Source organism: Bradyrhizobium sp. URHC0002, from assembly GCF_054059515.1.
Genome location: NZ_JBSSCF010000001.1, coordinates 7,446,783 through 7,473,638 on the forward strand (window position 1 = coordinate 7,446,783; position 26,856 = coordinate 7,473,638).

A 26,856-nucleotide genomic window follows, 5' to 3' on the forward strand; every position below is an offset into this window, starting at 1 on the left:
GCGGCAACAGCTCAGCCAGGCGCGTTCAGTTTTCAAGTAGCCCGAGGCCGGATCTACATTTCTGCAGGTAATTTCGCGTTCAAAGTCCCAGATACGCCTTCCTTACATCCGGGTTGACACTGATCTCCGCCGCGCTGCCTTGCATCAGCACGCGGCCGGTCTGCAGGATGTAGGCGCGGTCGGCAATCTCCAGGCATTCGGCCATGCGCTGTTCGACGATCAGCACGGTCATGCCGGCGTCGCGGATGCGTTTCACCGCCTGGAAGATCTCATCGACCAGCTTTGGCATGATGCCCTGCGACGGTTCGTCCAGCATCAGCAGCCGCGGGCGCGTCATCAGGGCCCGGCCGATCGCCAGCATCTGCTGCTCGCCGCCGCTTAGCGTTTCGGCGCGCTGCTCCAGTCGCTCCTGCAGGCGCGGAAACAGTTGGAACACGAGGTCGAGCGGCGCCTCGCGGTTGGCCTCGCCGCGAAAAAGATAACTGCCGAGCCTGAGATTGTCGCGCACCGACAGGCGTGGAAACAGCCTTCGGTTTTCCGGCACATAGGCGATGCCGCGCGAGGTGATGACGTGCTGCGCCATGCCGTCGATCCGGGTGCCGTCGAACGACACGGTGCCGGAGCGCGGACGTTCGGCACCCGCAATCGACTTCAACAGCGTCGACTTGCCGGCCCCGTTGGCGCCGGCGACACAGACGATCTCGCCTTTTTCCACTTCGATACTGACCGCTGATATGGCGACCAGGCCCTGATAGGCGGTGGTGACTTCATGCACCGACAGCATGACGATCCCCCAGATAGGCGCTGATGACTTTTGGATCGCGAACGACGTCGGCAGGTTTGCCTTCGACCAGCACCTTGCCGAGATCGAGCACGATGGCGCGGTCGACCAGCGGCATCACGATTTCCATGACATGCTCGACCATCAGGACGGTGACACCGGTGTCGCGCACCTTGCGCACCAGTTCGACGCCGGTCTTGGCTTCGACCGGTGTCAGCCCGGTGAGCACTTCGTCGAGCAGCAGCAGTTTCGGCTCGGTCGCCAGGGCGCGCGCCACCTCGAGGCGGCGCTTTTCGGACGGGACCAGATCGCTGGCCAGCACGTCGGCGCGCGGGCCGAGACCGCAGAACTCCAGCACCTCGTGCGCCTTGCGGCGGGCATCGCGCATCACGGTGGAGCGGACCAGCGCGCCGACGATGACGTTGTCGATGACCGTCATGGTCTCGAAACTCTTGACGACCTGAAAGGTGCGGCCGACGCCGCGCTGGCAGCGCTCCGCCGCCGGCAATCCGGTAACGTCCTCACCGTCGAAGATGATGGAGCCTTGGGTCGGCGGCAGCACGCCCGCGATCAGGTTGAACAATGTCGACTTGCCGGCGCCGTTCGGGCCGATCAGGCCGACGATTTCGCCGCGCCCGACCGAGATCGAGACGTCGCTGTTCGCAATCAGGCCGCCGAAGCGTTGCCAGACACCGCGGGTTTCGAGGAGTGGCGTCGTCGTCATCGGGCCGCCTCCTTGCGCCTGGGCGCGAACAATCCGACCAGCCCCTGCGGCCGCGCCAGCGAAATCGCGATGATCAGGCCGCCATAGACGATCAGGTCGACACCGCGGCCGGAGCCGCCGGCGTAGGACCGCGTCAATTCCGTGAGCGGGATCAGGATGACGGCGCCCAGCATCGGCCCCCACAGCGTGCCGATGCCTCCCAGCACCGCGGGCAGCGCCATCAGCAGCGAGATGTGAAAGCCCATGATGCTCTCGGGGTCGATATAGGAGACGAACTGCGCATAGAAGCTGCCGCCGACCGCGACCAGGAACGCCGATACCGCGGCCGCGCCCATCTTGGAATTGAACACGACGACCCCAAGGCTTTCAGCGGCGTCCGGATTGTCCTTCACCGCGCGCCACCAATAGCCCCATTTGGAATCCTCCAGCCACCAGGTGACGAACCAGGCGACGCAGGCCAGCGCCAGCGCGAAGTAGAAATACGGCAGCTTGCTGCGCGGGAACTGGAATTTGAGCCAGCTGTCGCCGCGCACGGGAATCTCGATGCCCATTGCAGCACCCGCCCAATCCCAGTTGTGGAACAGCAAGAGCCCGATCTCGGCAATGACGATGGTGGCGATGACGAAGTAATGCCCGCGCAGGCGGAAGCAGGGATAACCCAGCGCCATGGCAATGACGGCGGAGATCACGCCGCCGCCGAGCATGCCGAACCACGGCAAGACACCGAACTTGGTGAACAGCAGCGTCGTGGTATAGGCGCCAATCCCGAAATAGAGCGCGTGACCGAGCGAGATCTGCCCGCAATAGCCGGAGAGGATATTCCAGCTCTGCGACAGCGCCCCCCACATCAGCGTCAGCACCATGATGTTCTGGACGTAGGAGTCCTTGACGAACAGCGGCACCACGGCTGCAATCGCGGCAAGACAAAATGCGACGATGAGGTCGCGGCGGCGGCTTCTGGCGAAATTCGTATCCATCACATCGATCCGAACAGGCCGCGCGGCCGGATGAAGACGACGAGGAGATAGACCGCGTAAATGCCGACCGCCTTGAGCGAAGGCGGCAGCAGCATGGCGGTGGTGGCCTCGACGAGGCCGACGATGATGCCGCCGGCGAAGGCCCCGAACACGCTGCCGAAGCCGCCGAGCGCCACCGTCACGTAGGCGATCAGCGCAAAGGATGCGCCGACATCCGGATAGATGTAGAAGAACATCGCCATGACTGCGCCGGACAAGCCTACCAGCGCCGCGCCGAGGCCCCAGCCCAGCGCGAACACCCTGTTCTTGTCGATGCCGACCAGCGCCACGGCGCCGGCGTCCTCGCGGGTCGCTTCGAGAGCACGGCCGAAGTCGGTGCGGTTGATGAAGAGATAGAGCGCGCCGAATGCGGCGATCGCGACCAGCGCGCCCACCAGTTGCGGTACGGGCAGGAAGATGCCGGCCACCGAAACGGTCTTGCCGCCAAGCCATGAATGCGTGACGCTGCGGTAGTCCGGCGTGAAGAAATACTGCGCCATGCCGCGCATCACGATAGCCAGACCGAAGGTGGAGAAGATCTGCACCATGCCGGCGTTGGCTTTCGCGCGCACGGCAAAGCGCACAATCAGTAGATAGACCACGGCGCCGAACACGAACAGCGCCGCCGCGACCAGCGGCGCCGACAGCAATGGGTCGATTGCAAAGAATGCAAACAGGAAGAACGTCGCGTACATCGCGATCATCAGGAACTCGCCATGGGCGAAGTTCACGACGTCCATCAGGCCGAAGATCAGCGCGAGGCCTACGGCAATCAGCCCGTAGAGCAGCCCCATGAGGAGGCCGCTCGCCAGGCTCTGGATGATGGTCTCGGCTGTCATGTCCCCGCCCCCAGCGTTATCGGCTTATTTCATCGGCCAGACGGCTTCGGCGATGGCGGCCTGCGGCGGGAAGATGGTGACGAACTTGCCGCCGATATATTGCAGCAGCACCGGGTCGGCGTCGTTGTTCTGGCCCAGTTCGTCGAACTTGACGCGCTTCCAGGGCATGATGGTCTGCTCGCCCGGAATGTCGGTCGCGACCAGCGCCTCGCGGATTTTTTCACCATCGGTCGACTTGGCGCGGTTGATGGCTTCCGCCATCACCAAGAGGCCCATGAACTGTCGCGACGTCAGGTCGTTCAAGTCCTTGCCCGACTTCTCCTTGAACATGGCGTTGATCTTGCCGACCATCGGCCGCTTGGCCGCGAGATCGAGCGAGAAGCTGCCGCGCGAAATCACGCCTTCGAGCTTGTCGCCGACCGCATCGTACAGCGCCTTTTCGGAGAAGCCGGCGTCCTGGGCCACGATCGCCTTCGGCTTGTAACCGAGTTCGGCCATGGTCTTGACCAGCAGGATGCCGTCGGTGGTGTAGCTCGAGGGCATCAGCACGTCGGCTTTCGCGGTCTTGAGCTGCTGCACTTCCGCCGACAATGACGGCGAGTTGGAGCGATACTTGATATCGGTGGCGATCTTGTAACCGCGATCGGCGGCGAGCTTGAGCTGGGTATTGGCGGAGTCGGTGCCGAAGATGGTGTCCTCATGGAACAGCGACAGGGTGTCGATCTTGGCGCCGCTCTTCTTCATCGCGTCGAAGAAGTTGAACATCGCGGCCGAGAACATCTCGTCATGGGGAGCGGCGCGGAAATAGAATTTGAGACCGCGCTTATGCAGGCTCGGCGAGGAATTGTCGGCCGAGATGAACGGAACCTGGTAGCGCTCGCAGACCTGGCTGACGGTCACCGCGACCGAGCTCTGGTAGGTGCCGATGACGGCGCAGACCTTATCCTGCGTGATGAGGCGTTCGGTCTCGGCGCGCCCCTTCTGCGGATCGGCCTGGTGGTCGGCGAACACGAGGCGGATCTTGGCGCCGCCGAGGCCGGGCAAACCTTCGCCCTTCGCCAGCGGCAGATCGAAATCGTGGTCCTTGTTGATGATGTCGAGCGCGGTCTCGTACGACTTCTGGGCATCGACGCCCATCTGGGCACTGGCGCCGGAGAACGGATAGATCACACCGATCACCACTTCCGAAGTCTGCGCGCGGGCCGCGATGGGTCCGAGTGCGGCAGCGGCAGTGGCTCCAAGCAAAACATTCCGGCGCGAGATGTTCATGGCGATGTCCTTTGTTGATCGGCAACTATCGATGAAACGGGCGAAGGTTACGGTAAAGCCTCAATGCACGGCAGCGATTGCATCAAAGCACGGCAAGCGCTTTATTCCTAAGATCGGTCACAAGCATCAATCCGGGCGCATGCGTGATCGCGAACGGCACCTTGGCGGCTGCGATCACCGATTGCGGCGTCACGCCACAGGCCCAGAACACCGGAATTTCGTCGGCCTCTACCGGCACTGGATCGCCGTAGTCGGGTTTGGCGAGATCGGCGATGCCGATCGACTGAGGCAAGCCGATATGAACCGGCGCGCCGTGCACCGAGGGGAAACGCGAAGTGATCTGCACCGCGCGGATCGCGTCCGCCGGCTTGAACGGCCGCATCGTCACCACCATCGGACCGGCAAACGGGCCTGCGGAGCTGCAGGCGATGTTGGTGCGGAACATCGGCACGCGCACATCGCGCTCGATATGGCGGATCGGCAGACCTTCCTCCAGCAGCGCCTCTTCGAACGAGAACGAGCAGCCGAGCACGAAGGCGACGAGATCGTCGCGCCAGTGCGCCATGATGTCGGTCGGTTCCTCCACGATCTCTCCGTCGCGCCAGATGCGGTAGCGCGGCAGGTCGGTTCGGATGTCGAGATCGATGCCGAGCGCGGGAATGCGGGGATCACCGACATCGGACATGCCGATGATCGGGCACGGCTTGGGATTGAGTTGGCAGAAGCGGTGAAAGGCGCCCGCGAGTTTTTCCGGCAGGATTGCGAGATTGCCCTGGACGAAGCCGTTGGCGACGCCCGCCGTGTGATGAGCCATGCCTGTCCGGCAGGCATGCCGGGCCGCGACGCTCGGCGATAAATCCGACGTATCGCAGCTGGGTCGTTCTGTCCTCGCCAAGCCGGTCATCGTTGATCCCCGCTTCCAATCTTGTTGGCATCTACTCCCGCATATGGCTATGATAATGTCTAATCGTCTTTTCTAATCAAGTTCGATAAATCCAATTTATCAACCTGCGGACAGAGGGTGCATGACCGATTTCAAGGCAATTGAGACCTTCATGTGGGTGGTGACGCTCGGCAGCTTCCGCGGCGCTGCGCAGAAGCTCAACACCACCCAGCCCGCGATCTCGCAGCGGATCGCGCAGCTCGAACGCGAGGTGGGCGTAAAACTCCTGCAGCGCGACCGCCGCATGGTGCTGCCGACGCCAAGCGGCCGGCAATTGATGGTCTACGCCGAGAAACTGATCGGGCTGCGCTCGGAAATGCTGGCTGTCGTCGGCGACCGCTCGGCGATGCGCGGCGTGCTGCGGCTCGGCGTCGCCGAGACCATCGTGCACACCTGGCTGACGCAGCTGATCAAGAGCGTCAATCACACCTATCCCAACCTCACGCTCGAGATCGAGGTCGACATCACGTCGAATTTGCGGACGCGACTGTTGGCGCAGGAGATCGAACTCGCCTTCATGCTTGGCCCGGTGACGGCGCCGACCGTCAGCAACCGCGTATTGTGCGATTACCAAGTGGGCTTTCTGGCCAGTCCGTCGCTCGGCCTTGGCAGCGGCAGGCTGACGGTGCACGATCTGGCGAAGTTTCCGATCATCACGTTTCCGCGCAAGACGCCACCTTACGAAATCGTGCGTTCGCTGTTCAACCGACCCGACCTGCCGCCGATGCGCCTGCACGCCAGCGCCTCGTTGGGCACCGTTATCCACATGGCGATCGAAGGCCTCGGCATTGCCGTCATTCCGACGGCCATTGTCGAAAGCGAAATGGCCGATGGACGGCTGCAATTGCTGTCGACCAACCTGCAGATACCGTTGTTGACGTTTTCAGCGAGCTGGCTGGCCTCCCCGGATACTGTCGCGGTGGAACGCGTGGCCGAACTCGCCGCAAATCTTGCGCAAGGCGGCGTCATTGTTGACGCGCCGCCGCTGGCGCGTCATTGAAAATGCGCGTCTCGCGTATCCTGAACTCCGGAACGGCCAATGACAAAAATCGCCTCCAACCTGCAAATCGATTCCGCCCGGCTGTGGGACACCATTCACGAAACCGCCAAATTCGGCGCCACGCCGAAAGGCGGCGTGCGGCGGCTGACGCTGGGGCCAGAGGACAAGCAGGTGCGCGACTGGTTCCGGAACGCCTGCGAGGCCGCAGGGCTGGAAGTCCATGTCGATGCGCTGGGTTCGATGTTCGGGCTGCGCAAGGGCCGCGACATGTCGAAGCCGCCAATAGGCCTTGGCTCCCACCTCGACACGCAACCGACCGGCGGCAAATATGACGGCGTGCTCGGCACGCTGGCGGCGCTGGAGGTGGTCCGTACGCTCAACAACGCCGGGATCGAAACCGAGACGCCGATCTGCATCTGCAACTGGACCAACGAGGAAGGCTCGCGCTTTGCGCCGGCGATGATGGCGTCGGCGGCCTACGTCGGCGATTTCACCACCGACGACATTTTGTCGCGCCGGGATGCCGAGGGCGTCACCGTCGCGCAGGCGCTCGACAGCATCGGTTACCGCGGCGCGACGGCGGTGGGGACGCAGAAATTCTCAGGCTTTGTCGAACTGCACATCGAACAGGGGCCGATCCTCGAGGCTGAAAACAAGACCATCGGCGTGGTCGATTCCGGCCAGGGCGTGCTGTGGTACGACGGCAAGATCACCGGCTTTGAAAGCCATGCCGGCTCGACGCCGATGCCGCTGCGGCGCGACGCGCTGGCGACGCTGTCGGAAATCGTACTGGCGATGGAGGCAATCGCGAAGAAACACGGGCCGAAGGCCGTCGGCACCGTCGGCGAGGCTGTCATTGCCAACCCCTCGCGCAACGTCATTCCCGGCGAGATCGCGTTTACGGTCGACTGCCGCAGCGCGGATGCCGCCATCATGGATGCGCTGGACAAGGATTTGCGTAGCGCGATCGCCGAGATCGCGGCGCGGCGCAAGGTCGAGGTGCAGTTCGATCTGATCTGGCGGAAACCACCGACGCATTTCGATCCCAAACTGGTGGACGCGGTGGAGAACGCCGCGAAGATGCTTGGGCTTTCGCACCGGCGTATCACCTCCGGCGCCGGCCACGATGCCTGCAACCTCAACACGGTGATCCCCGCAGCGATGGTGTTCGTGCCCTGCAAGGACGGCATCAGCCACAACGAGCTGGAAGACGCCACCCAGGCCGATTGCGCGGCAGGCGCCAATGTGCTGATGCATACGGTGCTGGCGCTGGCCGGCGTCGCGTCCTGACAAGAATAGAAACCGGGGGAAAAGCCATGCGCGGAGTTTTCGTCGACGCCAATGAATCGCTGGCCGTGATCTTCGAGCGGCTGCAGAAGCCCGGCGATCCCGAGGTGCGGATCAACCGGGACCCGGATATCAGCCCGGACCAATATCCCGAAATCCTCGACGACGCCGAGATCGCTATCGTCGATCATACCGCGCTGCCGACCGACATCGCGAAGAAGTGCACCGGGCTCAAGCACGTCGTGTTTCTCGGCACCGGCGCGCGCAGCTACATGAACCCGGATGAGCTCGCCGAGACCGGCATCCACGTGCACCTGATCAAGGGTTATGGCGATACCGCCGTCGCGGAATGCGCCATTGCGCTGATGTGGGAAGGCGCGCGCGGCCTCGCCAAGATGGATCGCGGCATCCGCGCCGGCAACTGGCTGCGCGACGACGGCATGCAACTGACCGGCAAGACGCTCGGCCTGATCGGCTTCGGCGGCATTGCCGCGGAGGTCGCGCGGATCGCAATCGGCTCAGGCATGCGCGTCATCGCCTGGAACCGTTCGCCGAAGAAATTCCCGAAGGTCGAGTTCCTCGATTACGACGAAGTGCTGACCGAGAGCGACGTGATCTCGATCCACCTGCTGTTGAACGACGAGACGCGCGGCATGATCTCGCGCGCCTGCATCGAGGGCATGAAGCCCGGTGTCATCCTCGTCAACACCGCGCGCGGTGCCATCGTCGACGAGGCGGCGATGATCGATGCGCTGCAGTCAGGTCATATCCGCCATGCCGGCCTCGACGTCTTCAACACCGAGCCGCTGCCGGCGGACCATCCGCTGACGAAACTCGACAACGTAACGCTGTCGGCGCATTCCGCCTTCCGCACGCCGGAAGCCAGCGAGAATTTGATGCGCGCGGCATGGGAGCATTGCCGAAGGATCGTGAAGCATAGATAGGAGCTGCCCTCCTCCTTCTCCCCTTGTGGGAGAAGGTGGCGCGAAGCGCCGGATGAGGGGTTCTCTCAACGAACACGACTCGCGGAAAGAACCCCTCATCCGTCTCGCTGCCGCTCCGCGTCAGCGAGCCACCTTCTCCCACAAGGGGAGAAGGGAAGAAGAACGCTCCGCGCCGCCCACTCCGCCCTCATCCTGAGGAGCCGCGAAGCGGCGTCTCGAAGGATGGGCCGCGGGCTCTCATGGTTCGCCCGGCGATGCGAAGCATCGTCCGGAGACGGCGCTAAAGCGCCTCCTCACCATGAGGGGCTGACTTAATCCACCATGTCGGCGACAGCCTTGCCGCACGCAGTCGTGTCGGCGTTGCCGCCGAGGTCCCGCGTCCGCAGCGTGCGTTCGCCGAGCGTGCGCTCGATGGCGCCGACGATCGATTGAGCTGCTTCCTTCTCGCCGAGATGCTCCAGCATCATCGCGCCGGACCAGATCATGCCGATCGGGTTGGCGATGCCCTGCCCCGCGATATCCGGCGCCGAGCCGTGCACCGGCTCGAACACCGACGGGAAATTACCTTCCGGATTGATGTTGCCCGACGGCGCGATGCCGATGGTTCCGGTGCAGGCTGGGCCGAGATCCGAGAGAATATCGCCGAACAGGTTCGAGCCGACCACCACGTCGAACCAATCGGGATGCAGCACGAAATTCGCGGTGAGGATGTCGATGTGGTACTTGTCCCACTTCACCTTCGGATAGTTCTTCGCCATCGCCTCCACGCGCTCGTCCCAATAGGGCATCGTGATCGAGATGCCGTTGGACTTGGTCGCCGAGGTCAGGTGCTTCTTCGGCCGCGACTGCGCGAGATCAAAAGCGAATTTCAGGATGCGATCGACGCCGATGCGCGTCATCACCGTCTGTTGCGTCACGAATTCGCGATCGGTATCCGGGAACATCCGCCCGCCGACGGAGGAATATTCGCCTTCGGTATTCTCGCGCACCACCCAGAAATCGATATCGCCGGGCTTGCGGTTGGCCAGTGGCGACGGCACGCCGGGCATCAGCCGCACCGGGCGCAGATTGACGTATTGATCGAACTCGCGCCGGAATTTTATCAGCGACCCCCACAGCGAAATGTGATCGGGGATTTTGGCGGGCCAGCCGACCGCGCCGAAATAGATCGCGTCGTGCTTGCCGATTTTCGCCTTCCAGTCCTCCGGCATCATCTCGCCGTGCTTTTCGTAATAGTCCCAGGAAGCGAAATCGAAATGATCGAAGTGCACGGCGACGCCATGCTTTTTCGCCGCCGCCTCCAGCACGCGCAGGCCCTCCGGAACCACTTCCTTGCCGATGCCGTCGCCGGGAATGACCGCGATCCGATACTGCTTTTTGGCGCTCATCGAGAGTTTCCTTGTTATCTTTACCGGGCCGCTAATGCCGCTTATTTGATCACCTTGCAATGGACCAAACCTGCCGGCTGCGCAACGCTGCACTGCAATGTTGACCGCCATGGCGGCCCAAGCCTAACAATTTCCCCGACCCCTATCCCGCCTCCCCTCACTCAGCGAGAAATTCCATGGATCTGCATCTGCGCGGCAAGCGCGTCCTGATCACCGGCGCCTCGAAGGGCATTGGCGCGGCCGCCGCCGAAGCCTTTGCCGAAGAAGGCTGTGACGTCATGCTGGCCGCCCGCAACGGCGATCAGTTGAAAGCGCTCGCCGAGCGGCTGCGCTCCGCGCATCAGATCGGCGCGACCGCCCATGTCGTGGACCTGCGCAAGCCCGACGACATCGCGAAGCTCGCCCACGACGCCGCCGACATCGACATCCTCGTCAACAATGCCGGCGACATCCCAGGCGGCTCGATCGACAAGATCGACGAGGCGACCTGGCGCCACGCCTGGGAGCTGAAGGTGTTCGGCTACATCAACCTCACCCGCGCGATCTACGCCCAGATGAAGGCGCGTGGGCACGGCGTCATCGTCAACGACATCGGCGCTGCCGGCGAAAAGTTCGACGCCAATTACATCTGCGGCAGCGCCGGCAACGCGGCGCTGATGGCGTTCACCCGCGCACTCGGCGGCAAAAGCCTCGCCGACAATATTCGCGTGGTCGGCATCAATCCCGGCCCGGTCGGCACCGACCGCCACGTCACGCTGCTCAAGACACGGGCGAAGAACCAGTTCGGCGACGAGAACCGCTACAAGGAATTCCAGAAGGGCATGCCGCTCGGCCGGCCTGCGCATGCGCGCGAGATCGGCGACCTGATGGCGTTCCTGGCCTCCGACCGGTCTGGATATACTTCAGGCGTGATCTTTACCGTGGACGGCGGGCATACGGCAGGGTGGGGTTAAGCTCCCTCGTCATTGCGAGCGAAGCGAAGCAATCCATATCCTTGCTGGGACCCCCCCGATTGCCTCGTTTCGGAGACTGTCATCGGGCGCGCGTTCGCGCGACCCATTGGCTCCTCGCGTGACGGCCTGCAGGACGCAGACGAAGTCTCACCACGACGGCTGCGGACTGCCCTTCTCCCAACGCTTGATCGGCTCGAATAGCAAGGGTCCGAAGATCTTCAAGCCTGGAATAACCACATAGAAGGCAAGTGTACCGATAATGAATCCAATCAGCGCGTCGAAAGTATGCATGCGTATGGTTGGGAAGAATATGGCGACAAGAACCAGCGCCTCGACAAAGTAGAGTGGCACCGATGTCAATCCCGGATTGGGCCGATAACCTGCGCTGTTCGGCAAGATGTGCGAAAACAATCCATCCGATATCCGGCATCCGATGATTGCGCCGAGGCAAACGAACGCAAGCGGCGCGTGCCAGAGCACTGTACCGGTTATGCCAAGCAGCCCTGCGATCCACAGTGAAATGGTTAGGCCGCCGAAGAATACGAGCCGTCCGAAACTATCCGGTATCTTGACCCCGGCGATCGCACCGAAATAACGCCACAACCGACCTTTGCGCTCTTGCAAGGAGTGCAACAGCGTCAACGCAAGATCGGCGATCTGCAGAACCGCAATGGCGGCAAGCGTATGACTGGAGCCAAGCAACCAGATGTTCTGCAGATTGTCGTTCATTCGGGGCTCCGCTCGAACGCGCCTGGAGGATAGGTAGATAACTTCCGATCTGCAACTCGATCTTGTGGGGTTGTCTTGTTGCTTGGCCCTCCTCACCATGAGGTCTGGCAGGCCTAACCCGTCGTCCGCTCGAACAACTGCCGGATCAGCGTCGTGATCCTCCCCTTTGGCGACATCATCTCGTACATGATGGTGAAGTGGTTCGCGTCGGGAATTTCCTCGTACGTTACCGGCAATCCATATCGCGCGCGGTGGCCGGCGAAATCGGCGGTCTGCTTGCGCAGCAGCGGCAGTTCGGCGCTGCCGACAACCAGCGACAGCGGTTTTAACGGACCGCCCTCCTGCATCATCGGCGAGTTGCGGCGGCAGATTGCTTCATCCGCCCGCAGTTTCTCGTTGAGATAGGAATGGCGGATCGGGTCGAGATCGTAGATGCCTGAGATCGCCATTCCCGCCCTCACCAGCGGATGCGACAGCGCCATCGAGGTCAGGTGCCCGCCGGCCGACCAGCCGGATACCACGATGCCGCCGGCAGCAGCGCCGAGCGCCGGCAGTTGTCCGGTGAGGTAGTCGATCCCGGCATGGATTTCGGCGACGATTTCGTCCAGCGTGGCCTCCGGCGCCAGCGTGTAGCCGACCAGCGCCACATTGATGCCGTGCGTCATCGGCCCTTCGGCCATAACGGTAAAAACCTCCTTTGCCCGCGCCTGCCAGTAGCCGCCGTGGATAAACAGCAGCGTCGGCGCGCCGTCGGCCGCTTTCAGGAAATCGATCCGGTTGCGCTCGCGCGGCCCATACCGCAAGTCGATATGCGCAGGGAAGCGCTTGCGCATCTCGGCGGACCGCTGCTCCCAGCCGGCCACCATATCCACGCTGCCGGGCACGGCGACGCCGTTATTGAGGCCAAGGTCGCGCGCCTCCTGGCTCATCGCGCGCCAGTCCAGCGCGGAAAACAATGTCGTCATGCAGAATCTCCGGTCGCCACAACTCAGGTGCGTTTCCACTTTGCCGTAAAATGTTCTACAGCATCAGCTGCGACCAAGAAACGGAAACGAGCAGGAGATAGCGAAGTGGCTGATCAGGGGCTGGTGCGAGAAACGGCGTGTGCCATCGTCGGCAAACTGAAATCGGGCGAAGTTACCCCGCTGGACCTGCTCGACGTGCTGGAAAAACGCATCGCCGAAGTCGACGGCCAGGTCAACGCGCTGCCGACGCTGTGCTTCGACCGCGCCCGTAAGCACGCCACTGCATTGATGAAGAAGCCGGCCTCCGAGCGCGGCCTGCTGGCGGGGCTGCCGATCCCGATCAAGGATCTGACCAGTGTCGCCGGCGTCCTGACCACGCAGGGCTCGCCGATCTACAAGGACAATATCCCGGCGAAGTCGGATATCCTGGTCGAACGCCTCGAAAGCAATGGCGGCGTAATCTACGCCAAGTCGAACACGCCGGAATTCGGCGCCGGCGCCAATACCTTCAACGAAGTGTTCGGCCCGACCCTCAATCCCTGGGATACGTCCCGCTCCGCCGCCGGCTCCTCGGGCGGCGCGGCGGCCGCGCTCGCCACCGGCACCGCGTGGCTGGCCCACGGCTCCGACATGGGCGGCTCGCTTCGCAACCCCGCCAGCTTCTGCGGCATCGTCGGATTGCGGCCGAGCATCGGCCGCGTCGCGCATACGATAGCCGCAGCGGTCGATCGCAATCTCGGCCAGCAAGGGCCTATGGCGCGCAATGTCGAAGACGTCGCGCTGCTGCTCGATGCCATGAGCGGCGAGCATCCGGCTGATCCGCTGTCGTTGCCGGTGCTGCCGAATTCGTTTCTTTCCGCCGCCCGTTCCGGCAGCAAGCCGAAGCGCGTCGCCTATTCGCCCGATCTCGGCATCACCCCGGTCGATCCGGAAGTCGCGGCCATCACCCGCAAGGCCGCGCAGCGCTTTGCAGAAGCCGGCGCGATCGTCGAGGAAGCCCATCCCGACCTGCGCGAGGCCCATGAATGTTTCCACGTGCTGCGCGCGTTCGACTTCGCGCTGTCAAAGGCGGCGCTGCTGCGCTCGAAGCGCGACCTGCTCAAGCCCGAGGTGATCTGGAACATCGAGGAAGGCCTCAAGCTGACGGTCGAGCAGCTCGAACGCGCCGAAGCGCAGCGCGTCGCCATGACGGCACGCACGCTGGAATTTTTCGAAAAGTACGACCTGCTGCTGTGCCCCGCCACCATTGTGCCGCCGTTCCCGGTCGAGAACCGCTACGTCGCCGAATGCGCCGGCAAGAAGTTCGACAATTACGTGGAGTGGCTCGGCATCGTCTACGCGATCACGCTGGTGTGTTGTCCCGCGCTGTCGCTGCCGTGCGGCTTTACCGCCTCGGGCCTGCCGGTCGGGCTGCAGGTGGTGGCGCCGCCGCGCGGTGAGGCAAAGCTTCTGGCCGGCAGCCGGGTGCTGGAGGATATTCTGGGTGTACGCGAGACGACGCCGATCGATCCAAGGGCGCCGAAATAAGGAACGCCGAAGTAAGAGGGAATATGGCCGACGAGAACGAGCCGCCGCCCGAGAGCAAGCTGACGCGCAGCAAGGAGCGCTGGGCGCGCGAAGGGAAATTCCTCACCGGAAAGGTCTCGCGACCCGAGGAGGCGCGGCTGCCGCCGGGACAGCACCTGACCAGGGACTGGCCGACGCTCGATCTCGGGCTGACGCCGAACATTTCGCGCGAGCGTTGGCGTCTCGATGTTTACGGCGCGGTCGAAAATCCCATCTTCTGGGACTTTTCGCAGTTTTCCACGCAACCGCAGAGCAAGTTTCTGTCCGACATTCACTGCGTCACCACCTGGTCACGCTACGACAACCAGTGGGAGGGATTGGCGACCCGCGATCTCCTCGACGCCTGCCGGCCGCGGGACGAGGCGCGGTTCGTGGTGCTGCATTCCCATGACGGCTACACCACCAACCTGGCGCTGGAAGACTTCGCCGCCGAGGATGCAATTCTCGTCCATAGCTGGTCGGGTGCGCCGCTCGAACAGGAGCATGGCGGCCCGGTGCGGCTCGTCGTGCCGCATCTTTATTTCTGGAAAAGCGCAAAGTGGTTGCAGAGCATCGAATTTCTGGCAGAGGATGCGCCGGGCTATTGGGAAGTCCGCGGTTATCACAATCGCGGCGACCCGTGGAAGGAAGAGAGATACTCAGGCGACTAACACCGCAACATTGACCGGGGAGAACGCCCGTGCCGACTGAACGCTTCCAATTCACCGGCGAAGGCGGCCATCAGCTTGCCGCCGCGCTCGATACGCCGGACGGGCCCGTGCAGGCCTACGCGCTGTTCGCGCATTGCTTCACCTGCGGCAAGGACGTGCTGGCAGCAAAACGCATTGCGACCGCGCTGGCCGCCAAGGGGATTGCGGTATTGCGTTTCGACTTTACCGGCCTCGGCGCCAGCGAAGGTGAATTCGCCAATTCCACCTTCTCGTCCAACGTCGCCGACCTGGTTCGCGCTGCGGCACATCTGCGTGAAACCCGCGGAGCCCCTACTCTTCTGATCGGGCACAGCCTTGGCGGCGCGGCAATCCTCGCCGCCGCCGGGCAGATTCCGGACGCGAAGGCGGTCGTGACCATCGCCGCGCCCTCCGATCCCGTCCATGTCACCCATCTGTTTCGGGATCGCATCGAGGACATCCGCAAGCATGGCGCGGTGGAGGTGCAACTCGCCGGGCGGCCGTTTCACATCAAGCGCGAATTCCTCGACGACATCGCCGAACACAGCCTGATGTCGCACGTCGTAAAGCTGCGCAAGGCGCTGCTGATCATGCATTCGCCGACCGACGACACGGTCGGGATCGACAATGCCACGAACATTTTCGTCGCAGCCAAGCACCCCAAGAGCTTTGTGTCGCTGGCGGGCACGGATCATCTGCTGTCCGGCAAGCGCGACGCGGCCTATGTCGCCGACGTCATCGCCGCCTGGGCCGAACGCTATATCGAGCCCGTCGCGGCGCAGCCCGCCGCCGCCGCGAGCGAGGCACCGCGCAACGTCGTGGTGCGCGAAACCCGCAACAGCAAATTCCAGCAGACCGTCACCACAGGTCCGCATGAGATGGTGGCGGATGAGCCCGTTGCCGTCGGCGGCCAGGACAGCGGACCCGGGCCGTATGATTTCGTGCTCGCCGGCCTTGGCGCCTGCACCTCGATGACGATGCGGATGTATGCCGACCGCAAATCGCTGCCGGTCGAGCGCATTACCGTGACGCTCAAGCACAGCAAGATTCACGCGGAAGACTGCGCCGAATGCGAAACCCGCGAAGGCATGCTGGACCAGATCGACCGCGTGATTTCAATCGAGGGCGATCTCGACGCCGATCAGCGCAAGCGCCTGATGGAGATTGCCGACAAGTGTCCGGTGCACCGGACGCTCACCTCGGAAATCCGGATCGTGACGAAGGCGGCGGATTAAGCCGCCGCGAGCGGGCGAACGCGGAGTGCGCCGCGCAGGCCCAGGGCGGTACCGACGAGAATGCCGGCGAATGCGATCAGCGACGCCAGCGCCAGCGTGGAAAATCCCGTCAGGCCCTGCCCGATCGAGCAGCCGAACGCCATCACGCCGCCGGCGCCCATCAGCGCCGCGCCGCCACCCGAGCGCAGCATGTGGCGCGGCGTCTGATAGCCTTCGAGATGGAAGCGTCCGGTCAGGAGCGCGGTGACGAGGCTGCCGGCGAACACGCCGAACACGGTGACAATGCCGAAATTCAGCGTCGATCCCGTCGACAGCATGACATATTGCAGCGCATCCGCGATCGGCGCGATGAAGGTGAGCGAGGTGACCGGCGTCGGATTGAAATCGTCGGCGCCGAGATTGCCGGTGGCAAACCAGCCGGCCGCCACCAGCAGGCCGACTGCGAGACCCGCGGCGATCTGGCCCGGCGAGCGCCGGAACGCGGGATGTGCAAAGGCGAAGATGATCAGCGCCGCCGAGATGATCGAGGCCGCCAGCATGCGCGCGGCCGTTGCGCTCAGGCCCGCTGCCGCGAGCAGCGCCGGCACCGAGTTCGCCGTTGCCGTGGTCTGGGACGCAGCGACCGTCGCAATGCGCGGCGGCGCGATCAGGCCCTTCAGCGTCATCTGCGCAAAAATCGCCAGCACCACGACCACCACGAAAGAACGGAGATTGCCGCGCCCGAGCAGCACCAGCGCCCGTGAGCCGCAGCCGTTCGACAGCACCATGCCGTAGCCGAACAAGAGGCCACCGAAGAACATCACCGGCACGGAAAACGAGGCCTGCAGATAAATCGACTTGCCGATATCGACCAATCCGGCGGCGGCCAGCAATTGCGTCGCCGCGACGGCCACACCGATCGCCAGCGCATAGGTGCGGACCAGGCGGCCGTCGCCTTCCGCCAGCCAGCCACGCATGCCGCTCATCAGGCAGAAACCACTCAACAGGCCGACCGAACCATAGACGAGACCGATCACGAGCCCGGACAGGATGACAATGCTGGCGCTATCCATGGACCAACTTTCCTCAATTGCGTCATTGCGAGCGAAGCGAAGCAATCCATACCTCCGCGCGGTGACATTTATGGATTGCTTCGCTTCGCTCGCAATGACGGTCTAGACCATCACGGTCGCAAAATCACGCGGTCGCGCGACGATCCGGCCACGGCGACAAATGCCGCCTTGGCCTGTTCCAGCGGATAGATCGCGTTGGCCTTGATCGGGAACGGCTTGAGATGCCCGCTGGCGAAGCCGGGGCCGAGTTCCCTTAAGACCGCGCCGGTCGCGACCGACGACAGGCCGAGCGTATCGATGCCCACGTAAGTGTGCTGGCCGCGATAGAATTCGAGGATGTTGAACTGCACGATGCGGTCGACCGCGGCGATCAGGATCTGCCGCCCACGCAACGCCAGCGATTTGTGCGCGGCCTCGAAATAGGGATCGCCGACCGTGTTGAACACGATGTCGGCTCCCTTGCCTCCCGTAAGTTCGCGCACGCGTAAAGCGACATCGGTCGCGGAAGCGTCGATGACTTCGACTTGCGAATTGGCATGGCCCTCATACGGCTCGCTCTTGCGCACGACCCCGATCACGCGCGCGCCATACCAGGTCGCGATCTGCGTCGCCGCCTGCCCGACCTTGCCATTGATGCCCATCACCAGCACGGTCTCGCCCGCCTTGGGAATGCCGGCGCGGCGCAAGCCTTCCATCGCAGTGACGAAGGGCACGCCGATACCGGCGGCTTCGTCCCATGAAATGCTGTTCGGCTTCTCCACCACGGCGTCAGCCTCGACCACGAGATGCGTGGCATGCGTGCCGTCGCGGCGAATGCCGAGATCGCCTGACGACCCGAACACCTCGCGCCCGGTCCACCCCTCGGGGCCATCGATCACGACGCCCGCATAGTCGCGGCCCGGTGTGCGCGGGAACACGGCATAGGGCATCAGCCCGGTCGCGGCCTTCACGTCGGATGGATTAACGGCAGCAGCCTTGAGCTCGATCAGTAACTCATTTTCACCGCGCGACAGCGCGTGGGTCTCGATGACCGGCGAGATCGACGCGGCATCGGCGGCCTTCGCCGGCAGGCGGACACAGCGCGCCTGGACAATACGACGATCTGCTTTGGCGGTCGGCTTCACCGATATTTCCAATAAGTGTTGAGCATGGGTGGTTTCTTGGGCTGGCCGCGTTTGCGGCCCGTCACCATGCCTATCGGACTGCCGATTTAGTTCAAGAGGCTTTGTCAATCCGTCGGCGGTGGGCGTTTCGAAGGGTGTGGCAATCTGCGCGCAGAAAGCTGCTGCAACGCCGTGAAATCACCCCGAACGAACGCCTCCTTCTTCGCCCTGCTCCACTTCTTGAGCTTGCGTTCGCTCTCAATGGCGTCCGTGATGCGGTCGAACCATTGCGAAAACACCAGCGTTACCGGCCGTCTGCTCTCGGTGTACCCGCCAAATGTTCCAGCGTTGTGTTGTGCAATTCTTATTTCCAGCGTCGTTCGCGTCGTCCCGATGTAGAAGCTTCCGTCGGCACATCGAAGGATGTAGAGAAAGGCTCCTTCCACCATTTTCTCCCAGCATTCTCCGCTCTCAGCCCTCATCCTGAGGAGCGGCGTCAGCCGCGTCTCGAAGGATGTTGGCCCGTCTGTGGCCTCATGGTTCGAGACGGCGCTTCGCGCCTCCTCACCATGAGGGTCAACGGTTACCCTTTCGGCCGCTTGTCGTAAACACGTTTTGCCTTGCCGAGCGAACGTTCCAGCGTGTCGGGGGCGACCACCTTGATGCGGGCGGTGATGCCGATGGTGTTCTTGATGAAGACCGAGACTTTTTCGGCGTGCACGTGCAGGCCGCTGCCGTCCCAGCTTTCGGGGCGGGCTTCGGCGAGCACGGTCATCTCGTCCATGCGCCCGTCGCGCGTCAATTCGATGATGAAATGGCCGCCGCACCAGTCGGTCGCGAGCAGCGCTTCCTCGATCTGGGTCGGGAACACGTTGACGCCGCGCAGGATGATCATGTCGTCGGAACGCCCCGTCACCTTCTCCATGCGCCGCATCCCCGGCCGCGCGGTGCCCGGCAGCAGCCGCGTCAGGTCGCGGGTGCGGTAGCGGATGATCGGGAAGCCTTGCTTGGTCAGCGAGGTGAACACCAGTTCGCCCTTCTCGCCGTCGGGCAGCACCGCGCCGGTCTCGGGATCGATCACCTCGGGATAGAAATGATCTTCCCAGATATGCAGACCGTCCTTGCTCTCCACGCATTCCTGCGCCACGCCGGGGCCGATCACCTCCGACAGGCCATAGATGTCGGTGGCCTCCATATCAAACGTCTGCTCGATCTCGGCGCGCATTGCGTTGGTCCAGGGTTCGGCGCCGAAGATGCCGAACTTCAGCGACGATCTGCGCGGGTCGAGCCCCTGCCTCTTGAACTCGTCCGAAATCGCCAGCATGTAGCTCGGCGTCACCGTGATGATGTCGGGCTTGAAGTCGTTGATCAGTTGCACCTGCCGTTCGGTCATGCCGCCGGACACCGGCACCACCGTGCAGCCGAGCCTTTCGGCGCCGTAATGCGCGCCGAGGCCGCCCGTAAACAACCCGTAGCCATAGGCGTTGTGCATCAGCATGCCGGCGCGGCCGCCGGCGGCGCGGATCGAGCGCGCCATCACGTCCGACCAGATATCGATATCTCCTTGCGTGTAACCCACCACGATCGGCTTGCCCGTGGTGCCCGAGGACGCGTGGACGCGGACCAGCTTTTCACGCGGCACGGCGAACATGTTGAAGGGATAGTTGTCCCTGAGGTCAGTCTTCACCGTGAACGGGAATTTGCCGAGATCGGAAAGCTGCCTGAAATCGGATGGATGCACACCGGCCGCATCGAACGCCTTCCGGTAATGCGCGACGTTGTCATAGGCGTGCTTGAGCGACCACGCGAGACGCCTGGTCTGCAGCGCCATGATTTCGTCGCGCGAGGCGCGCTCGGCCTCGTCCAGTTCGGGACGGTAGCCGCTTCCGCTGGATTTCAATCTTGCCATGGCCATGGGCGTTCCCCTCGCTTGCTATTTTTGTGTGGCCGCGTCGTCCGCACCCGGCAGCCACGTGCCGGAAATCGTGCGCGAGTGACCGCGAAACTCCGCGATCACCGCATCACCCGCTGTGACACGGACGTCGTAGATTCCGGACCGGCCGCTGCGCGAGATTTCCCGCGCGGTTGCGGTCAGTACGTCGCCGAGCTTGCCCGGCCTGATGAAGGTGATGTCGCATTGCGCGGCGACGGCGCGCTCGTTGCGGGAGTTGCAGGCAAAGGCGAAGGTGGAATCGGCTAAGAGAAAAATGAAGCCGCCATGGGCGATGCGCTGGCCGTTGACCATGTGCGGCTGCACCGTCATCGTCAGCGTCGCAACGCCAGGCTTCACCTCGACAAGTTTCATGCCGAGGCCCTTGCTGGCGTCGTCTTCCTGCCACATCGCATCCGCGCAGGCGCGGGCGATCTCGTCGGGCGAAAGCGCGACGTTCATAGCGGCACGCCCGCTGTGCGAGACGGTTCCACGACGTTCTCTCCCTGTTGCGTTGCGGGCCCGTTTGAACAGGCCTCTTTACGTAGTCTCTCAGTGTGGGGACGAAGCACCAGAGGTGTCAACGATCCCGCGATTCCCTAGACGTGGTCGTAATCCACCACGACCTTTTCCGAACATGGCCGCGCCTGGCAGGTCAGGATAAAACCTGCCTTCAGCTCCCACGGTTCCAGCGAATAATTGACTTCCATTTGCGCATCGCCTTCGACCAGCTTGGCGCGGCAGGTCGAGCACATGCCGCCCTTGCAGGCGAACGGCAAATCCATGCCGGCGCGCAGCGCGGCGTCGAGGATGGATTCTTCGTCGGCGACCGGCACCTCACGGCGCTTGCCGTCGATGATCAGCGAGGCCATCGCCTTGGGCGGCGCGGACGCCTCAATGACCTTCTTCGGTCGCGGCTTGCCGCCGAACTCCGAGACGAAGCGCTCGACATGAATGCGCTCCTCGGCAATGCCGATCGCGCGACAGGTCGCCTCGATGTCCTCGCTCATCCCGGTGGGGCCGCAAATGAAGACGTGATCGACGCTTGCCGCCGGCACCAGCGAGCGCAGCAGCACGCGGACTTTCTCGCCGTCGAGCCGGCCGTGCAGGATCGGAATATCCTGCTCTTCGCCCGAAATGACATGGAACAGCGACAACCGCTGCATGAAGCGGTCTTTCAGTTCCTCGAGCGCTTCGAGGAACAGCATGTTCGATGTCGCGCGGTTGCCGTAAAACAGAAAGAAGCGGCTGTTTGGTTCGCGCGCCAGCACGCCCTTGACGATCGACAGGATCGGCGTGATGCCGCTTCCGGCGGCAAAGCCGACATAGGTCCGCGTCTCGCCCGGCGCATGGGCAATGCCGAAGCGGCCGGTCGGCGTCATCACGTCTAGCTCGTCGCCGGACTTCAATTCGTCGGCGGCCCAGTTCGAGAACGCGCCGCCGTCGACCTTCTTCACGGCGATACGCAACTCGCCATCGTCAGGCCCCGAGCAGATCGAATAGGAACGGCGCACTTCCTCGCCGTCCATGGTCGTGCGCAGGGTGAGATATTGCCCCGGTGTGAAGCTGTAATCTTCTTCGAGCTCTTTCGGGATCGCAAACGTCATCGATATGGCGTCAGCGGCTTCGCTGCGCAGGTCGCTGACGGCGAGACGGTGAAAGCGCGGTGCGTGCGACATCAGTGTTTCCCCACCGTCATTGCGAGCGCAGCGAAGCAAACCACACTTCCTTTGCTGCCCGATGAATTGCTTCGCTTCGCTCGCAATGACGGCATAGAGATCCTCAATGACACTTGAAATAATCAAAGGGTTCGCGGCAGGCCTTGCAGCGCCACAGCGCCTTGCAGGAGGTCGAGCCGAATTCGGACAGCAGTTCGGTGTTTTGCGAGCCGCATTGCGGACAGGCCACCTGCTGTTCGCCGAACAGCGCGCGGCGCGAACTTGACGCCTGCGGCGGTGCGATGCCGTATTCCCGGAGCTTGTTGCGGCCGTCCTCGCTCATCCAGTCGGTGGTCCAGGCCGGCGACAGCACGGTGCGGATGGTCGGCCGCGTGATGCCGGCACGCTCCAGCGCCAGCTCGATTTCCAGCGCGATCATGTTCATGGCGGGACAGCCGGAATAGGTCGGCGTGATCGCGACCTCGACGCGGCCATCATGGACCTCGACATCGCGGAGCACGCCGAGATCGGCGATGGTGAGCACGGGTATCTCGGGATCGACCACCTGCGACGCCGCTTCCCAGGCGCGACGGCGCAGATCGCTGTCGTGGAGAACGGCCGTTACCATGTCGCCCCCGGAAACGTGCGCGGCATCGACTGCAGTTCGCTGAGGAGATGGCCGAGATGCTCGCTGTGCCGGCCGCTGCGGCCGCCCTGTTGCATCCAGTCATTCCTGGGCAAGACCAGCGTCGCCTCGCTCACGACATCCGATACCGTCTTGAGCCATTGCGAATGCAACGCCGCTGGATCGATCGCGATGCCGGCGTCGATCAGGCCGCGTTCGCTGTCGTCGACGGCGAACATCTCACCGGTAAAGGCCCACAGCTCGTCGATCGCGGATTGCGCGCGGCGGTGGCTTTCCTCGGTGCCGTCGCCGAGGCGGACAATCCATTCCGAGGAATGCCGCAAATGATAGGCGCTTTCCTTTTCCGACTTCGCCGCGATCGCCGCCAGCGTCGGATCGCCGGAGCGCATCATCGCCCGCCAATAAAGGTCGGCGAAAGCGGCATAGAAGAACTGCCGGACCATGGTGCGTGCGAAATCGCCATTCGGCTGTTCCAACAGCAGGAGATTGCGGTACTGCCTGACGTCGCGGAGATAAGCGAACTTGTCCTCGTCGTTATCCCTGCCCTCGACTTTCGCGGCATAGGAATAGAGCTCGCGGGCCTGGCCGAGCAGATCGAGGCCCATGTTGGCGAGCGCCATGTCCTCTTCCAGCATCGGCGCGTGGCCGCACCATTCCGACAGCCGATGCCCCAGGATCAGCGCATCGTCAGCGCGGCGCAGGGTGTAGAGCACCAGCGGGGTTTCGGAGACGGAGATATTGGCGACGGTCATTTCAATCACCTGCTAGCGTTCGTCATTGCCTGCGACAAACGCGAAGCGTTTGCGCAAGGGAGCGAAGCGACGAAGCAATCCACACTTGTTTTGCGGCGCGATGGATTGCTTCGCTGCGCTCGCAATGACGGAGAAACCTACATATGCCCGACTTCATCCGGCACGTCGTAGAACGTCGGGTGCCGATAGATCTTCGACTCCGCCGGCTCGAACATCATGCCCTTCTCGGCCGGATCGGATGCGGTGATTGCGTTCGACGGGACCACCCAGATCGAGAGGCCCTCGCCGCGGCGGGTATAGACGTCGCGCGCGGCCTGCAGCGCCAGCGTGGCGTCGGTGGCGTGCAAGGAGCCAACATGCTTGTGCGCCAGCCCGTTGCGGCTGCGGATGAAAACTTCCCAGAGCGGAATGTTCGGCGTTGCCATCGCGGGTTCTCCTTACTCTGCGGCCTGCAAGGCGGAACGTTGCTGCCGCTTCTCGGCATAGGCCAGCGCGGCCTCGCGCACCCAGGCGCCATCGTCGTGCGCCTTGCGCCGCGCCGCCAAACGGTCGCGGTTGCAGGGTCCGTTGCCGGCCAGCACCTGCTTGAACTCTTCCCAGTCGATCGCGCTGTATTCCCAGTTGCCCGCGTCGTTCTGTTTCATGCCGGGATCGGGAATCGTTAAGCCCAGGAATTGCGCCTGCGGCACGGTGGCATCGACGAATTTCTGGCGCAGTTCGTCGTTGGAAAAACGCTTGATCTTCCATCTGGTCGAGGTGTCGCTGTGCTGGCTGGCCTGGTCGGGCGGACCGAACATCATCAGCACCGGCCACCACCAGCGGTTCAGCGCGTCCTGCGCCATCGCCTTTTGCTCGTCGGTGCCGCGGCACAGCATCAGCACGATCTCAAAACCCTGGCGCTGATGGAAGGATTCCTCCTTGCAGACGCGGATCATCGCGCGCGCATAGGGGCCGTAGGAACAGCGGCACAGCGGGATCTGGTTCATGATCGCCGCACCATCGACCAGCCAGCCGATGGTGCCGATGTCGGCCCAGGTCAGCGTCGGATAATTGAAGATCGAGGAATACTTTGCCTTGCCGGCCAGCATCAGGTCGACCAATTCCTCTCGCGAGGTGCCGAGCGTTTCGGCGGCGGCGTAGAGATAAAGCCCGTGGCCGCACTCGTCCTGAACTTTTGCGAGCAGCGCGGCCTTGCGGCGCAGCGACGGCGCGCGGGTGATCCAGTTGCCTTCGGGCAGCATGCCGACGATTTCGGAATGGGCGTGCTGGGAAATCTGCCGCGTCAGCGTTTTGCGATAGGCTGCCGGCATCCAGTCGTTCGGCTCGATGCGTTCCTCGGCATCGATGCGCGCCTGAAATTGCGCGGCCCGCGCGGCGTCCTCAACATTGCGGTCTTCGCCCTCGGACGAATTGAGCGCCTGCGTATACATGGCGGACCTCCCTGAATTTGTTGGGAGCGAATATATAACAAAAATTTTGATATGCAATATATTTCTGTAACATATTTACCGATTGGCAAAACGCTTCACAAGTTCCGCGTCCGGCTTCGGCAACGGGCCGTTTTCGTTGGTAGCGTGGCGATCAAGCCATTGTTCGGACGCGGGAAGCAGCTCGCGATAGATCCCGGCGCACAGCGCCCGGGCCGCCCTACCCGGCCAGTCCGAAGGCAACAGCGCCGTCGGCAGCAAGGGATCTCGGAGCACGACGCGGCGGTAATGGTGGATCAGGAGTACGCGCGCGGTGAAGGCGTCCGCATCCGTCAACGGCTCGCCACCGATGATCCAGCGATGCAGCGGCTCGAAGGTTTTCATGAATTTTAGGTAGGCGTCCGCGGTGCGATCAAGCGGCCAGCTTTCGCTGAGCAGGCGCCTCCCGCTATCGTCTTCGGCGGAGACTTCCAGCCGAATGGCGCCGGCAGCTTCCTCCGGCACCGGCACGCCCGACGGTGCCACCCACACGCCCGGAAGCGGACTGCCGAAGCCGGCGTTCTTCAGCGCCTCGCGCGCGGCGTCGCGATCGCCGCCATTGCCGATCAGCAGCAGCTCGAACCGCCCGGTCCAGTCGGAGGCCGGCGGGCCGTAGATGTGTTTCGTTGCGATATCAAACGTTTGCCGCCCGCTCTGCACCAGGCGATAGAAGCTGTTGCGACCGATTCTATTCCGTTCGAACCAGCCGTCGGCAGTCAGCCGCGACATCGCGGTGCGCACCACGCTGGCGTCGGTATCCAGTTGCTCGAAGAATTCCAGCAGCGTGCCAAGCCACACCGAGCCGCCGCGCGGCACGATGGCATCGCCGAACACGGTGATGACGATGGAGCCGGTGCGCGACGGTTCGCGCTTCAACTGCTGGACGATGCGGGCAAGCGGCGGCGGCATGCGCCAAGGCATAGCGCGTTTTGTGGATACGAAACAACGTTGATGGGTCGGGGGCTACATGGTTCGAGACGCGCGGCCTTGCCGCGCTCCTCACCATGAGGATCCAGACTGGATGAGGATCCAGACTGGCCCTGCGCCCGGTCTGAGACCTCATCCTGAGGAGCGCGCAACGCGCGCGCCTCGAAGGATGAAAGCCCCGAACCGTGGCCCCAGGCGAATCTACCGATGCGGGTTCGGATAAACCAGACTGCGCCAGCCGCTTCGATCGAACGGCGCCCATTCGCCCTCCGCCTGCGCCAGGCGATCGGCGACGGCGTAGACGGCGGCGGGGTGATGGCCCATGCCGCAATGGCTGCTCTCGACTTCGATGCTCTCTGATGTCGCCGACGTCTTTTCCATGCAGCCCTGCCAGGCGCAGACGCCGTCGGTGCGGCTGAAGATTGCGGTGGTCGGCACCGGGGGCGTCGCCGAAAGCGCACCGCCAAAACGGGCGTCCTCTTCGTCGGCGCGGCGGCCGCTCGCCATCTCGTAGACGCGCCAGGCGTTGGTCGCCTTCGGGCCGGTTGCAAACGGGCTGCCCAGCGTTATCACCGAGCGCACGCGCTCCGGCATCATCTTGGCGAGCTGGCGCGCGTAGAGACCGCCGAGGCTCCAGCCGACCAGCGAGACCTTGCGACCGTGCGTGTCGTTCAACTCCTGCACCAGATCGACCATCGCGTTCTGCACGCCATGGCGCAGTCCGAGATTGCGCCCCTGGCGCCAGCCGGAGACAGCGTAGCCGCGGCCTTTCAGGAAGCTGCGCAGCGGACGCGTGGAAGTGTCTGACGCGACAAGCCCGGGCAATACCAGCACCGGGTGGCCATCGCCTCTCGGGGCGAGGCTCAGCAGCGGCAAGGCGCCGAGAAACGCGCCCAACTCTGAAATGGCCCGCCCCTCCAGAAACATCAGGGTTCTGGACGGCGGCGAAAGCGTCTGTGCAGCAACGGACATTATGTCTCCTCTCGGGTCGGCCCCTTACGTCGCGGCAGCCGGC

General features: G+C 63.5%; 28 protein-coding genes. 7 read left to right on the plus strand and 21 right to left on the minus strand.

Features of this window, described 5'->3' with window-relative positions; genetic code table 11:
• Nucleotides 1-79 precede the first annotated feature (79 nt).
• The 6 genes from ACVWVY_RS36075 to ACVWVY_RS36100 all read right to left on the minus strand — a co-directional run bounded on the left by ACVWVY_RS36075 (nucleotide 80) and on the right by ACVWVY_RS36100 (nucleotide 5,533).
• Nucleotides 80-784, minus strand: coding sequence for an ABC transporter ATP-binding protein (locus ACVWVY_RS36075; RefSeq protein WP_456630858.1), 705 nt, complete (start codon nucleotides 782-784; stop codon nucleotides 80-82).
• Nucleotides 768-1,505: an ABC transporter ATP-binding protein gene (locus ACVWVY_RS36080; protein ID WP_456630859.1), complete on the minus strand. Its 738-nt coding sequence runs from the start codon at nucleotides 1,503-1,505 to the stop codon at nucleotides 768-770. Before ACVWVY_RS36080 ends, ACVWVY_RS36075 begins: the two co-directional genes overlap by 17 nt.
• Complete coding sequence (locus tag ACVWVY_RS36085; RefSeq protein ID WP_456630860.1) at nucleotides 1,502-2,482, minus strand: branched-chain amino acid ABC transporter permease; 981 nt, start codon at nucleotides 2,480-2,482, stop codon at nucleotides 1,502-1,504. The genes ACVWVY_RS36080 and ACVWVY_RS36085 overlap by 4 nt, the downstream gene beginning before the upstream one ends.
• Complete coding sequence (locus ACVWVY_RS36090) at nucleotides 2,482-3,360, minus strand: branched-chain amino acid ABC transporter permease (RefSeq protein ID WP_456630861.1); 879 nt, start codon at nucleotides 3,358-3,360, stop codon at nucleotides 2,482-2,484. The genes ACVWVY_RS36085 and ACVWVY_RS36090 overlap by 1 nt, the downstream gene beginning before the upstream one ends.
• A 24-nt stretch (nucleotides 3,361-3,384) precedes the next feature.
• Nucleotides 3,385-4,629 (minus strand): ABC transporter substrate-binding protein, encoded by a 1,245-nt coding sequence (locus tag ACVWVY_RS36095; protein ID WP_456630862.1) that lies wholly within the window; start codon nucleotides 4,627-4,629, stop codon nucleotides 3,385-3,387.
• An 82-nt stretch (nucleotides 4,630-4,711) separates the two neighbouring features.
• Nucleotides 4,712-5,533, minus strand: a complete 822-nt coding sequence (locus ACVWVY_RS36100) for a putative hydro-lyase (protein WP_456630863.1) — start codon at nucleotides 5,531-5,533, stop codon at nucleotides 4,712-4,714.
• A 121-nt stretch (nucleotides 5,534-5,654) separates the two neighbouring features.
• On the opposite strand from ACVWVY_RS36100, the gene ACVWVY_RS36105 reads away from it, so the two are divergent.
• The 3 genes from ACVWVY_RS36105 to ACVWVY_RS36115 are packed head-to-tail and all read left to right on the plus strand — an operon-like array spanning nucleotide 5,655 to nucleotide 8,803.
• A complete protein-coding gene (locus ACVWVY_RS36105) occupies nucleotides 5,655-6,572 on the plus strand; it encodes a LysR family transcriptional regulator (RefSeq protein ID WP_456630864.1) in 918 nt (305 codons plus the stop codon).
• 39 nt (nucleotides 6,573-6,611) lie between these two features.
• Nucleotides 6,612-7,862 (plus strand): allantoate amidohydrolase, encoded by a 1,251-nt coding sequence (locus tag ACVWVY_RS36110; RefSeq protein ID WP_456630865.1) that lies wholly within the window; start codon nucleotides 6,612-6,614, stop codon nucleotides 7,860-7,862.
• A 26-nt stretch (nucleotides 7,863-7,888) separates the two neighbouring features.
• On the plus strand, nucleotides 7,889-8,803 hold the full coding sequence (locus ACVWVY_RS36115; RefSeq protein WP_456630866.1) for an NAD(P)-dependent oxidoreductase: 915 nt from the start codon (nucleotides 7,889-7,891) through the stop codon (nucleotides 8,801-8,803).
• A 311-nt stretch (nucleotides 8,804-9,114) separates the two neighbouring features.
• On the opposite strand, the gene ACVWVY_RS36120 is transcribed toward ACVWVY_RS36115, so the two are convergent.
• Nucleotides 9,115-10,191 carry a tartrate dehydrogenase gene (locus tag ACVWVY_RS36120; RefSeq protein ID WP_456630867.1) on the minus strand — a complete coding sequence of 359 codons (1,077 nt, stop codon included), beginning with the start codon at nucleotides 10,189-10,191 and terminating at the stop codon, nucleotides 9,115-9,117.
• Between the two features lie 176 nt (nucleotides 10,192-10,367).
• Between ACVWVY_RS36120 and ACVWVY_RS36125 the strand changes: the two genes are divergently transcribed.
• A complete protein-coding gene (locus ACVWVY_RS36125) occupies nucleotides 10,368-11,144 on the plus strand; it encodes an SDR family oxidoreductase (protein ID WP_456630868.1) in 777 nt (258 codons plus the stop codon).
• Nucleotides 11,145-11,291: 147 nt separating this feature from the next.
• Here the strand turns inward: ACVWVY_RS36125 and ACVWVY_RS36130 are convergent, their stop codons facing one another.
• Nucleotides 11,292-11,873, minus strand: coding sequence for a hypothetical protein (locus ACVWVY_RS36130; protein WP_456630869.1), 582 nt, complete (start codon nucleotides 11,871-11,873; stop codon nucleotides 11,292-11,294).
• Between the two features lie 113 nt (nucleotides 11,874-11,986).
• Nucleotides 11,987-12,838, minus strand: coding sequence for an alpha/beta hydrolase (locus ACVWVY_RS36135; RefSeq protein WP_456630870.1), 852 nt, complete (start codon nucleotides 12,836-12,838; stop codon nucleotides 11,987-11,989).
• A 105-nt stretch (nucleotides 12,839-12,943) separates the two neighbouring features.
• Here ACVWVY_RS36135 and ACVWVY_RS36140 point away from each other — a divergent pair, with 105 nt between their 5' ends.
• From ACVWVY_RS36140 to ACVWVY_RS36150, 3 genes are read left to right on the plus strand one after another with little or no spacing between them, the layout of a single operon-like run.
• Nucleotides 12,944-14,365, plus strand: a complete 1,422-nt coding sequence (locus ACVWVY_RS36140) for an amidase (RefSeq protein ID WP_456630871.1) — start codon at nucleotides 12,944-12,946, stop codon at nucleotides 14,363-14,365.
• A 23-nt stretch (nucleotides 14,366-14,388) separates the two neighbouring features.
• Nucleotides 14,389-15,054 carry a sulfite oxidase-like oxidoreductase gene (locus ACVWVY_RS36145; RefSeq protein ID WP_456630872.1) on the plus strand — a complete coding sequence of 222 codons (666 nt, stop codon included), beginning with the start codon at nucleotides 14,389-14,391 and terminating at the stop codon, nucleotides 15,052-15,054.
• Nucleotides 15,055-15,083: 29 nt separating this feature from the next.
• Nucleotides 15,084-16,307, plus strand: coding sequence for a bifunctional alpha/beta hydrolase/OsmC family protein (locus ACVWVY_RS36150; protein WP_456630873.1), 1,224 nt, complete (start codon nucleotides 15,084-15,086; stop codon nucleotides 16,305-16,307).
• On the opposite strand, the gene ACVWVY_RS36155 is transcribed toward ACVWVY_RS36150, so the two are convergent.
• From ACVWVY_RS36155 to ACVWVY_RS36210, 12 genes are all read right to left on the minus strand, one after another.
• Entirely contained in the window at nucleotides 16,304-17,359 is a 1,056-nt protein-coding gene (locus ACVWVY_RS36155) for a YeeE/YedE family protein (protein ID WP_456630874.1), read from the minus strand. The genes ACVWVY_RS36150 and ACVWVY_RS36155 overlap by 4 nt on opposite strands.
• Before the next feature lie 110 nt (nucleotides 17,360-17,469).
• The gene (locus tag ACVWVY_RS36160; RefSeq protein ID WP_456630875.1) at nucleotides 17,470-18,483 is read right to left on the minus strand and encodes a quinone oxidoreductase family protein; all 1,014 of its coding nucleotides are present in this window, start codon (nucleotides 18,481-18,483) and stop codon (nucleotides 17,470-17,472) included.
• A 104-nt stretch (nucleotides 18,484-18,587) separates the two neighbouring features.
• A complete protein-coding gene (locus ACVWVY_RS36165; RefSeq protein WP_456630876.1) occupies nucleotides 18,588-18,911 on the minus strand; it encodes a GIY-YIG nuclease family protein in 324 nt (107 codons plus the stop codon).
• 134 nt (nucleotides 18,912-19,045) lie between these two features.
• Nucleotides 19,046-20,377, minus strand: coding sequence for a phenylacetate--CoA ligase PaaK (paaK, locus tag ACVWVY_RS36170; RefSeq protein ID WP_456630877.1), 1,332 nt, complete (start codon nucleotides 20,375-20,377; stop codon nucleotides 19,046-19,048).
• Nucleotides 20,378-20,395: 18 nt separating this feature from the next.
• On the minus strand, nucleotides 20,396-20,854 hold the full coding sequence (gene paaI, locus ACVWVY_RS36175) for a hydroxyphenylacetyl-CoA thioesterase PaaI (RefSeq protein ID WP_456630878.1): 459 nt from the start codon (nucleotides 20,852-20,854) through the stop codon (nucleotides 20,396-20,398).
• A 137-nt stretch (nucleotides 20,855-20,991) separates the two neighbouring features.
• On the minus strand, nucleotides 20,992-22,071 hold the full coding sequence (gene paaE, locus ACVWVY_RS36180) for a 1,2-phenylacetyl-CoA epoxidase subunit PaaE (protein WP_456630879.1): 1,080 nt from the start codon (nucleotides 22,069-22,071) through the stop codon (nucleotides 20,992-20,994).
• A gap of 103 nt (nucleotides 22,072-22,174) precedes the next feature.
• Nucleotides 22,175-22,678 (minus strand): 1,2-phenylacetyl-CoA epoxidase subunit PaaD, encoded by a 504-nt coding sequence (gene paaD, locus ACVWVY_RS36185; protein WP_456630880.1) that lies wholly within the window; start codon nucleotides 22,676-22,678, stop codon nucleotides 22,175-22,177.
• Entirely contained in the window at nucleotides 22,672-23,448 is a 777-nt protein-coding gene (gene paaC / locus ACVWVY_RS36190; protein WP_456630881.1) for a 1,2-phenylacetyl-CoA epoxidase subunit PaaC, read from the minus strand. Before paaC ends, paaD begins: the two co-directional genes overlap by 7 nt.
• Before the next feature lie 137 nt (nucleotides 23,449-23,585).
• Entirely contained in the window at nucleotides 23,586-23,873 is a 288-nt protein-coding gene (gene paaB, locus ACVWVY_RS36195) for a 1,2-phenylacetyl-CoA epoxidase subunit PaaB (protein ID WP_456630882.1), read from the minus strand.
• A gap of 12 nt (nucleotides 23,874-23,885) precedes the next feature.
• Nucleotides 23,886-24,878, minus strand: a complete 993-nt coding sequence (gene paaA / locus ACVWVY_RS36200) for a 1,2-phenylacetyl-CoA epoxidase subunit PaaA (protein ID WP_456630883.1) — start codon at nucleotides 24,876-24,878, stop codon at nucleotides 23,886-23,888.
• 75 nt (nucleotides 24,879-24,953) lie between these two features.
• Entirely contained in the window at nucleotides 24,954-25,823 is an 870-nt protein-coding gene (gene paaX, locus ACVWVY_RS36205) for a phenylacetic acid degradation operon negative regulatory protein PaaX (RefSeq protein ID WP_456632397.1), read from the minus strand.
• Between the two features lie 219 nt (nucleotides 25,824-26,042).
• A complete protein-coding gene (locus ACVWVY_RS36210; protein ID WP_456630884.1) occupies nucleotides 26,043-26,813 on the minus strand; it encodes an esterase/lipase family protein in 771 nt (256 codons plus the stop codon).
• Nucleotides 26,814-26,856: the final 43 nt, after the last annotated feature.

Excerpts from the sequence above, each read along its gene's own strand:
- ACVWVY_RS36145 (WP_456630872.1), top strand. The coding sequence starts at position 14,389 with ATGGCCGACGAGAACGAGCCGCCGCCCGAGAGCAAGCTGACGCGCAGC.
- ACVWVY_RS36110 (WP_456630865.1), top strand. The coding sequence starts at position 6,612 with ATGACAAAAATCGCCTCCAACCTGCAAATCGATTCCGCCCGGCTGTGG.
- paaE (WP_456630879.1), bottom strand. The coding sequence starts at position 22,071 with ATGTCGCACGCACCGCGCTTTCACCGTCTCGCCGTCAGCGACCTGCGC.
- ACVWVY_RS36135 (WP_456630870.1), bottom strand. The coding sequence starts at position 12,838 with ATGACGACATTGTTTTCCGCGCTGGACTGGCGCGCGATGAGCCAGGAG.
- ACVWVY_RS36085 (WP_456630860.1), bottom strand. The coding sequence starts at position 2,482 with ATGGATACGAATTTCGCCAGAAGCCGCCGCCGCGACCTCATCGTCGCA.
- paaI (WP_456630878.1), bottom strand. The coding sequence starts at position 20,854 with ATGAACGTCGCGCTTTCGCCCGACGAGATCGCCCGCGCCTGCGCGGAT.
- ACVWVY_RS36165 (WP_456630876.1), bottom strand. The coding sequence starts at position 18,911 with ATGGTGGAAGGAGCCTTTCTCTACATCCTTCGATGTGCCGACGGAAGC.
- ACVWVY_RS36120 (WP_456630867.1), bottom strand. The coding sequence starts at position 10,191 with ATGAGCGCCAAAAAGCAGTATCGGATCGCGGTCATTCCCGGCGACGGC.
- ACVWVY_RS36095 (WP_456630862.1), bottom strand. The coding sequence starts at position 4,629 with ATGAACATCTCGCGCCGGAATGTTTTGCTTGGAGCCACTGCCGCTGCC.
- paaB (WP_456630882.1), bottom strand. The coding sequence starts at position 23,873 with ATGGCAACGCCGAACATTCCGCTCTGGGAAGTTTTCATCCGCAGCCGC.
- ACVWVY_RS36100 (WP_456630863.1), bottom strand. The coding sequence starts at position 5,533 with ATGACCGGCTTGGCGAGGACAGAACGACCCAGCTGCGATACGTCGGAT.
- ACVWVY_RS36115 (WP_456630866.1), top strand. The coding sequence starts at position 7,889 with ATGCGCGGAGTTTTCGTCGACGCCAATGAATCGCTGGCCGTGATCTTC.
- ACVWVY_RS36130 (WP_456630869.1), bottom strand. The coding sequence starts at position 11,873 with ATGAACGACAATCTGCAGAACATCTGGTTGCTTGGCTCCAGTCATACG.
- ACVWVY_RS36125 (WP_456630868.1), top strand. The coding sequence starts at position 10,368 with ATGGATCTGCATCTGCGCGGCAAGCGCGTCCTGATCACCGGCGCCTCG.
- ACVWVY_RS36075 (WP_456630858.1), bottom strand. The coding sequence starts at position 784 with ATGCTGTCGGTGCATGAAGTCACCACCGCCTATCAGGGCCTGGTCGCC.
- paaA (WP_456630883.1), bottom strand. The coding sequence starts at position 24,878 with ATGTATACGCAGGCGCTCAATTCGTCCGAGGGCGAAGACCGCAATGTT.
- ACVWVY_RS36155 (WP_456630874.1), bottom strand. The coding sequence starts at position 17,359 with ATGGATAGCGCCAGCATTGTCATCCTGTCCGGGCTCGTGATCGGTCTC.
- paaD (WP_456630880.1), bottom strand. The coding sequence starts at position 22,678 with ATGGTAACGGCCGTTCTCCACGACAGCGATCTGCGCCGTCGCGCCTGG.
- ACVWVY_RS36090 (WP_456630861.1), bottom strand. The coding sequence starts at position 3,360 with ATGACAGCCGAGACCATCATCCAGAGCCTGGCGAGCGGCCTCCTCATG.
- ACVWVY_RS36210 (WP_456630884.1), bottom strand. The coding sequence starts at position 26,813 with ATGTCCGTTGCTGCACAGACGCTTTCGCCGCCGTCCAGAACCCTGATG.
- paaC (WP_456630881.1), bottom strand. The coding sequence starts at position 23,448 with ATGACCGTCGCCAATATCTCCGTCTCCGAAACCCCGCTGGTGCTCTAC.
- ACVWVY_RS36080 (WP_456630859.1), bottom strand. The coding sequence starts at position 1,505 with ATGACGACGACGCCACTCCTCGAAACCCGCGGTGTCTGGCAACGCTTC.
- paaX (WP_456632397.1), bottom strand. The coding sequence starts at position 25,823 with ATGCCGCCGCCGCTTGCCCGCATCGTCCAGCAGTTGAAGCGCGAACCG.
- paaK (WP_456630877.1), bottom strand. The coding sequence starts at position 20,377 with ATGGCCATGGCAAGATTGAAATCCAGCGGAAGCGGCTACCGTCCCGAA.
- ACVWVY_RS36105 (WP_456630864.1), top strand. The coding sequence starts at position 5,655 with ATGACCGATTTCAAGGCAATTGAGACCTTCATGTGGGTGGTGACGCTC.